General features: G+C 44.0%; 1 protein-coding gene. It reads right to left on the reverse strand.

Features of this window, described 5'->3' with window-relative positions:
* Positions 1–150: 150 nt before the first annotated feature.
* Positions 151–318 (reverse strand): YccF domain-containing protein (locus AB4486_RS23075; RefSeq protein WP_372118835.1); only part of this gene is annotated, 168 nt, incomplete at its 5' end.

Here is a 318-nt window from a genome sequence, read left to right on the forward strand (position 1 = left end):
AGCCAACATCACCCTTAGGCTTGAAGTCTTGTTCAACAATGTCTAGTGAGTGTTTGTGAGATTGGGGCATCGTTAGATAGAAAACGAGGCACAAAAAAGCACATCATGTGATGTGCTTTTTCAGTTCTATATAAGGCTTAAACTGTAGTCTTAACCTTTGTAATTTCTTACTCGCGCCGCTTCTGCTTCACGTTTATCGACAACCGTCTTACCGATTGGCGCCAGCGAGATAACCGCTAATTTAAGGTGCTGAATCGCGAACGGAATACCGATGATGGTAATGAAACACGCCACAGCTGACATGATGTGACCAATCGC

This window comes from Vibrio sp. 10N.222.55.C6, from assembly GCF_041473395.1.
Classification (GTDB): Bacteria; Pseudomonadota; Gammaproteobacteria; order Enterobacterales; family Vibrionaceae; genus Vibrio; species Vibrio crassostreae_C.